The sequence below is a fragment of the Pseudomonas sp. NPDC088368 genome (assembly GCF_044753445.1).
In the GTDB taxonomy this organism is placed as follows: Bacteria; Pseudomonadota; Gammaproteobacteria; order Pseudomonadales; family Pseudomonadaceae; genus Aquipseudomonas; species Aquipseudomonas bambusae.
This window is the reverse complement of the sequence record NZ_JBIVNG010000006.1, coordinates 430,868-436,912: the sequence shown is the minus strand read 5'-3', so window position 1 is coordinate 436,912 and position 6,045 is coordinate 430,868. Positions and strand designations below refer to the sequence as shown.

The 6,045-nt window shown below is 62.3% G+C and carries 8 protein-coding genes; all 8 read left to right on the top strand.

Annotated features, from left to right (window positions below):
- Positions 1–555: 555 nt before the first annotated feature.
- The 8 genes from ACIQAL_RS16025 to ACIQAL_RS15990 all read left to right on the top strand — a co-directional run bounded on the left by ACIQAL_RS16025 (position 556) and on the right by ACIQAL_RS15990 (position 6,045).
- Positions 556–1,530, top strand: a complete 975-nt coding sequence (locus ACIQAL_RS16025) for a CobW family GTP-binding protein (RefSeq protein WP_401147030.1) — start codon at positions 556–558, stop codon at positions 1,528–1,530.
- A 74-nt stretch (positions 1,531–1,604) separates the two neighbouring features.
- The gene (locus ACIQAL_RS16020; protein ID WP_166597821.1) at positions 1,605–2,108 is read left to right on the top strand and encodes a DUF1097 domain-containing protein; all 504 of its coding nucleotides are present in this window, start codon (positions 1,605–1,607) and stop codon (positions 2,106–2,108) included.
- Positions 2,109–2,142: 34 nt separating this feature from the next.
- Complete coding sequence (gene nthB / locus ACIQAL_RS16015; protein ID WP_401147027.1) at positions 2,143–2,886, top strand: nitrile hydratase subunit beta; 744 nt, start codon at positions 2,143–2,145, stop codon at positions 2,884–2,886.
- Positions 2,887–2,924: 38 nt separating this feature from the next.
- Positions 2,925–3,548, top strand: coding sequence for a nitrile hydratase subunit alpha (gene nthA / locus ACIQAL_RS16010; RefSeq protein ID WP_166597819.1), 624 nt, complete (start codon positions 2,925–2,927; stop codon positions 3,546–3,548).
- 10 nt (positions 3,549–3,558) lie between these two features.
- Positions 3,559–3,921: a nitrile hydratase accessory protein gene (locus ACIQAL_RS16005; protein ID WP_401147024.1), complete on the top strand. Its 363-nt coding sequence runs from the start codon at positions 3,559–3,561 to the stop codon at positions 3,919–3,921.
- On the top strand, positions 3,918–4,112 hold the full coding sequence (locus tag ACIQAL_RS16000; protein WP_401147022.1) for a CbtB domain-containing protein: 195 nt from the start codon (positions 3,918–3,920) through the stop codon (positions 4,110–4,112). Before ACIQAL_RS16005 ends, ACIQAL_RS16000 begins: the two co-directional genes overlap by 4 nt.
- 21 nt (positions 4,113–4,133) lie before the next feature.
- Positions 4,134–4,877: a CbtA family protein gene (locus ACIQAL_RS15995; protein ID WP_401147019.1), complete on the top strand. Its 744-nt coding sequence runs from the start codon at positions 4,134–4,136 to the stop codon at positions 4,875–4,877.
- 187 nt (positions 4,878–5,064) lie between these two features.
- Positions 5,065–6,045, top strand: coding sequence for a GlxA family transcriptional regulator (locus ACIQAL_RS15990; RefSeq protein WP_341964426.1), 981 nt, complete (start codon positions 5,065–5,067; stop codon positions 6,043–6,045).

Sequence of the window (6,045 nt, the reverse complement as noted above, 5' to 3'; positions counted from 1 at the left end):
TCACCTGTAGGAGCGAATTCATTCGCGAGAGGCCGGTGCGGACGGCACATCTTCATCGCCTGAACCCCCTTCGCGAATAAATTCGCTCCCACAGAAGGTTCATCGGCGTCACGAAAAGAGCGCCAGACACGGAATCACCTGTAGGAGCGAATTCATTCGCGAGAGGCCGGTGCGGACGGCACATCTTCATCGCCTGAACCCCCTTCGCGAATAAATTCGCTCCCACAGAGGGTTCATCGGCGTCACGAAAAGAGCGCCAGACACGGAATCACCTGTAGGAGCGAATTCATTCGCGCCTACAGTCCAGAACCTGTGCACCACGCTCCACGACAGTGCATCCTCTCTATTCAAATCCCGCTTGGAAAACCTGCCACTCCACCCCGTACCTGTCCTTTTTTGACCTTGCATACCGATAACGCCACGGAACCTGACCAAACGTGACAACAGCCTGTCCACGCCGGACAGCCGACGCAAAGCGGACTGAAAATCGCACCTGTCCTGAGGAAAGCTGCCCACTTCGGCAGCGCCCCATCACAGCGACAAGGGTGCGTACTCATGGCAAACGGCAAAATCCCCGTCACGGTCATTTCCGGTTTTCTCGGTGCGGGCAAGACCACGCTGGTCAATCACCTGTTGAGTGAGAACCGGCATGAGCGCATCGGCGTCGTGGTCAATGAGTTCGGCGAAGTCGGCATCGACGGCCAGTTGATCGTCGCCGAACAGGAAGCGCTGATCGAGATCAACAACGGCTGCGTGTGCTGCACCGTGCGAGCGGACCTGGTGGCCAGCATCAAGGAAATGCTCAACCTGGCCGGCCACCGTCTCGACCGGCTGATCGTCGAAACCTCAGGCCTGGCCGACCCTGCCCCGGTGCTGCAAACCTTTCTCGCCGACCCCGACCTGCGCACTCAGGTCGAGCTTGAATCAGTGATCACCGTGGTCGACGCGGTGCATCTCCAGGATCAACTGAACGACGAAATCGTGCGGGAACAGATTGCGTTCGCCGACACGCTGATCCTCAACAAGACCGCGCTGGTCAGCCACTCCGCACTGGCCGACATCGCCCGTCAGGTGCGCCAGCTCAACCAGACCGCCAACCTGCTGCCGACCAACCATTCCCGGGTCGCAGTGGAAACGTTGCTCGGCACAAAACGGTTCTCGCTGCCGAACCTGCTGATGATCGAGCCGGACATTCTTGAAGAAGAAGGCCATGACCATGACCACGACGCGTCGATCTCGTCCTGCTCGGTGGTCACACCCGGGGCACTGGACCCGGACCGGTTCAACCGCTGGATCAACCAGTTGGTCAACGATCAGGGCCAACGGCTGATGCGCATGAAAGGCCTGTTGAATTTCACCAGCGAAGCCCGGCGCTTTCATTTCCACAGCGTGCACATGCTGCTGGAGGCCATGCCCGGCCGCCGCTGGGCCGACGACGAATCCCGCGACAACCGTTTCGTGTTCATTGGCCGCGATCTGGACAGCGAACAGCTGCGTCAGGGCTTTCTCGACTGCCTGCAAGCGGCCTGAGCACGACGCGGACTTTCAACCTTGAGCTTCACCCTGCCCAACACCCCACCCAACCCACGACAGGAAATGACCTCATGAAACAGAAAGAAGCCTACACCGTCAGCATCGGCCTGCTCGCCGTACTGGACACCTACGTCACGGCCACCGTCCTGCCGGTGCCGGTCTGGGTGACCTTCATCGCCTGGGCCTCGTTTTTCGTGGTCGGCGGTGGCAGTGCCGGATTCGTACGCAGTGTCGCGTCGAACCTGACAGGGCTGGTGATCAGTTCCCTGGTGTTGCTGGGGATCGCCACCGTCAGTGAAGCGCCCATCATCATCGCCGTGCTGGTGGGGGCTGGCAGTGCCCTGATGGTTCAGGCCTCCAAGGTGCCGTTGCTGAGCATTCTGCCCGCCATCGTCTGGGGCTTCGCCTCGACAGTGGGCACCACGGCGGTCGGCGGCAAACCGATGACGACGCCCGGTCTGGAAAACCCGGCCCTGATCGCCGCCGTCGCGCTGGTCACCGGTGCGGTCTTTGGCTACGTCTCCGAACGCCTCGGCGATGCGTTGACGAGCAAACCCAGCCCGCAACTGGCTTGATTGCCACCCCCTGAACTTCACACTGGAGCGTTCGATGAAACTACAACACTACCTCGGCGGCCTCGAAAACCTTGGCCCGGTGGACTTCGAAAAACAGGTGTTCGTGCAGGAATGGGAGAAGCGCATCTTCGGCATCCACACCGCGATGATGGCCGAAAGCGCCCACCTGAAAGATGCCCTGCCGAGCTACCCGATGGACACCCTGCCCACGGCCTTCAAGAGCGACTGGACCTGGGCCTCGTTGCGCACCGGCGCCGAAGGCATGCAACCCTTCGAATACTTCAAGTTTCGCTACTACGAGAAATGGCTGGGCGGGATCTCCGGCTTTTTCGTCAATGCGGGCTACATCCAGAGTGACGAGCTCAAGGACCGCGCCAATCACTACCGCAAGCAGCCCGACGCACCGCTGCCGGACAAGCCCAATGCCGCGATCCGCGAGCAGATCGTGCGCTACCTGGAGCAAGGGGACTCGGGGCTCCGGCCCTACGACGCCGCACCGCTGTTCGGCGAGGGCGATGTCGTGATCATCGCTGACCCGGTGGCCGTGGACCACACCCGCCTGCCCGGCTACCTGCGCAACAAACCGGGAAAAATCGTTGAGGTGTATGCGGGGGCGTTCGCCTATTTCGTCAACACCGGGCCGGACGGGATTGGCGAGCCGATGCCGGTGTACCGGGTGGCGTTCGACGCAGCTGACCTGTGGGGCGTCGATAAAAGCGAGCCCAACACGACGATTTATGCGGACCTGTTCGAAGCCTATTTGCAGCCCACGCGCTGACCCTCACACGTTTGACGAACCCATTGCGGAGCATTTCCATGAGCCAACTCTTCGACTATGAACAACAACGGGAAGCCGAAAGCGCGGCCAAGGTCCGGGCACTCGAAGCCTTGCTGATTGAAAAAGGCGTGATCGGCAGCGACTCGGTCGACGCCGTGCTGGCCCACTTCGAAACCGTCGCAGGCCCCTTCAACGGCGCGAAAATCGTTGCCCGCGCCTGGGTTGACCCTGAGTACAAGGCACGCCTGCTGGCCGACACGCCCGCCGCCATCGCCGAGCTGAACCTCGCCCAAGGCATGGACGGCGCCGAGGGCGAGCACATGCTGGCCGTCGCCAACGGCCCCGGCGTGCACAACCTGATCATCTGCACCCTGTGTTCCTGCTACCCGTGGCCTATCCTCGGCCTGCCGCCCTACTGGTACAAAGACCCTGTGTTTCGGGCCCGAGGCGTGCGCGAACCCCGCGCCGTGCTGCGCGAATTCGGCGTGCCGGTGAGCGCAGACACCCACGTCGAAGTCTGGGACAGCAGCGCGCAGATCCGCTGGTTCGTGGTGCCCGAGCGCCCGGCGAACTCCGATCACCTGAGCGAAGCACAACTGGCCGCACTGGTGACACCGGAAGCCATGATGGGCGTGGCCCTGGTGGAATTGCCCGCCGCCTGAGGAGGCCGCCATGTTTACGCGTTTCGAAGAGTTCGCCGCCAACAGCATGCTCGGCCACAAGGACTCGCCACCCCGAGCACAAGGCCGTTTGCAGTTCACACAGGAATGGCAGCGCAGCCTGTACGGACTGGCGCTGGCATTGTCCAAGGCCGGTCATTTCGAATGGGAAGCCTTCCGCCAGCACCTGATTGGCTCAATCTCGACGTGGGAGCAATTGCCCTGTGACAACCAGCCCCCGTGGGATTACTACGAGCGCTATCTGGAAGCCCTGATCAAGGTGTTGCAAGCGCATTCGCTGCTGGACACCGATGAGCTGTACAGCCGTTTGAACACACTCAAAACCGACAACACAGAAACGAGGACCGCCCCATGAGCAGCTCCCCATCGAGCAGCACCGCCCTGACGCATGCCCCGTCCGCCACTCGCAGCCATCGCCTGCTGGTCACCTTCGGTTCGATCCTGATGGGCCTGTCGCTGGTGTACTTCGCCGGGTTTTCGCACCTGGACCTGGTCCACAACGCCGCCCACGACACCCGCCACAGTTCGGGTTTCCCCTGCCACTGATCCATTGCGGAGCACACGCGCATGTTCAAACGCATCCTCACCACGGCCTGTTACACCGGTGCCCTCGCCGCGCTGTTGCTGACCCTGCTGCAAAGCCTGTGGATCACGCCCTTGATTTTGCAGGCCGAAGTCTACGAAAACGCCGAATCGGTTCATGAGCAAGCCCATGAACAGTTGGCCGCTCACGACCACGGCGCCGCTGCCCATGCGCACGAGCACGATGCCGAGGCCTGGACACCAGAGGACGGCTGGCAGCGCACGCTGTCCACGTTCGGGGGTGATCTGGTGGTCGCGATTGGCTTCGCCCTGCTGCTCAGCGCGCTGTACAACCTGCGTGAACCGGCCAAGGCCTGGCACGGCGTGCTCTGGGGGTTGGCGGGGTATGCGACGTTCTGTCTGGCTCCCGCGGCAGGATTGCCACCGGAATTGCCGGGCACCGTGGCCGCCGAGCTGACCTCACGCCAGGACTGGTGGGGCGCGACGGCGCTGGCCACAGCCGTCGGGCTGGCGTTGATCGTCTTTGGCAAACACTGGGCATGGCGACTCGTGGCGGTGTTGCTGATGGCCGCGCCGCATCTTTACGGCGCACCGCAACCCGCCGAGCACCATGCACTGGCACCGGATGACCTGCAGGCGCAGTTCCGAATGACGTCCTTGCTGGTCAACGGTGTGTTCTGGATGGCGCTGGGCGGGCTCAGCGGGTGGTGGTTCCAGCGGCAAGTGCCGGGCGCGGAAGACATGAGTGCCGTAGCGGCCGTGAGGTAGCCCGGGAATTGCATGCATCATGTAAAGCCTCGACGGTGTGGGCGATCCCCGTCCTTTAGCAGTCCGGCTTGCCAGCGGTAGCGACCTTCAGAACGCCACCGCCGGCAAGCCGGGTTGCTGCAGGCGACTGTGAACATGCCGACCCTCTGGGCCGCGACAGGCGATCTCAATCTTCAAAGGAAACCCTATGCGCAAAATCAGCGTGGGCATGGTGCTGTTCCCCGGCTTTCAACTGCTGGACATCGCCGGTCCCAAAGACGCCTTCGCTCAGGTCAAGGTCTTGAGCGAAGGGGCTTGTGAATACGAAATGCTGACCGTCGGCACCACTCGCAGCCCGTTGCTGTCGTCCAGCGGGCTGACGGTGATCCCGGACCGAACGATTTTCGACCCCTGCCCGCACTTCGACACGGTCATCGTTCCGGGCGGACTGGGGATTTTCGATGTCTACGCAGACTCGACCCTCGGAGACTGGCTCAAGGTCCAGGAAAAACGCTGCCGCCGTCTGGCCGCGATCTGCAACGGCGTGTTCGCTTTCGGTGCGGCGGGCCTGATCGACCGCAAGTCGGTCACCACCCACTGGATGGACGCGGCGCACCTCAGTGAGCTATTTCCCTCGGCCCACGTCGACCCTGACCACATTCACGTCAAGGACGGCACGATCTACACCACCGCGGGTGTCACGGCGGGGATCGACCTGTCGCTATTGATGATCGAGGAAGACTTCGGCAAACGCATGGCCATCGACGTCGCCAAATACCTGGTGGTGTATTTGCGTCGCGCCGGTGGGCAATCGCAATTCAGCCCGTTGCTCGACATTCAGGGAGGCGTCGACTCCCAGGTCGAGGCGATTCAGGATTATATGCTCGCGCACTTGCACATCGATCACAGCCTGGCCTCCCTGGCCGAACGGGTGCACATGAGCCCGCGCAATCTGTCGCGACTGTTCACCAAGGAAACCGGCACCCCGCCCATGGCCTTTCTTGCCGATGCACGGATCGACGCCGTGCGCCGCTATCTCGAAACCACCGAACAATCCATGAAGGAAATCGCCCGTCGCTGTGGCTTCGACAACGCCGACAGCCTGCGTCGGGTGTTCGTCAAGCGGCTGGCCATCAGCCCGGTGGAGTATCGCCAGCGGTTTCACTCCGAAGCCATGAACGCCTCGTAA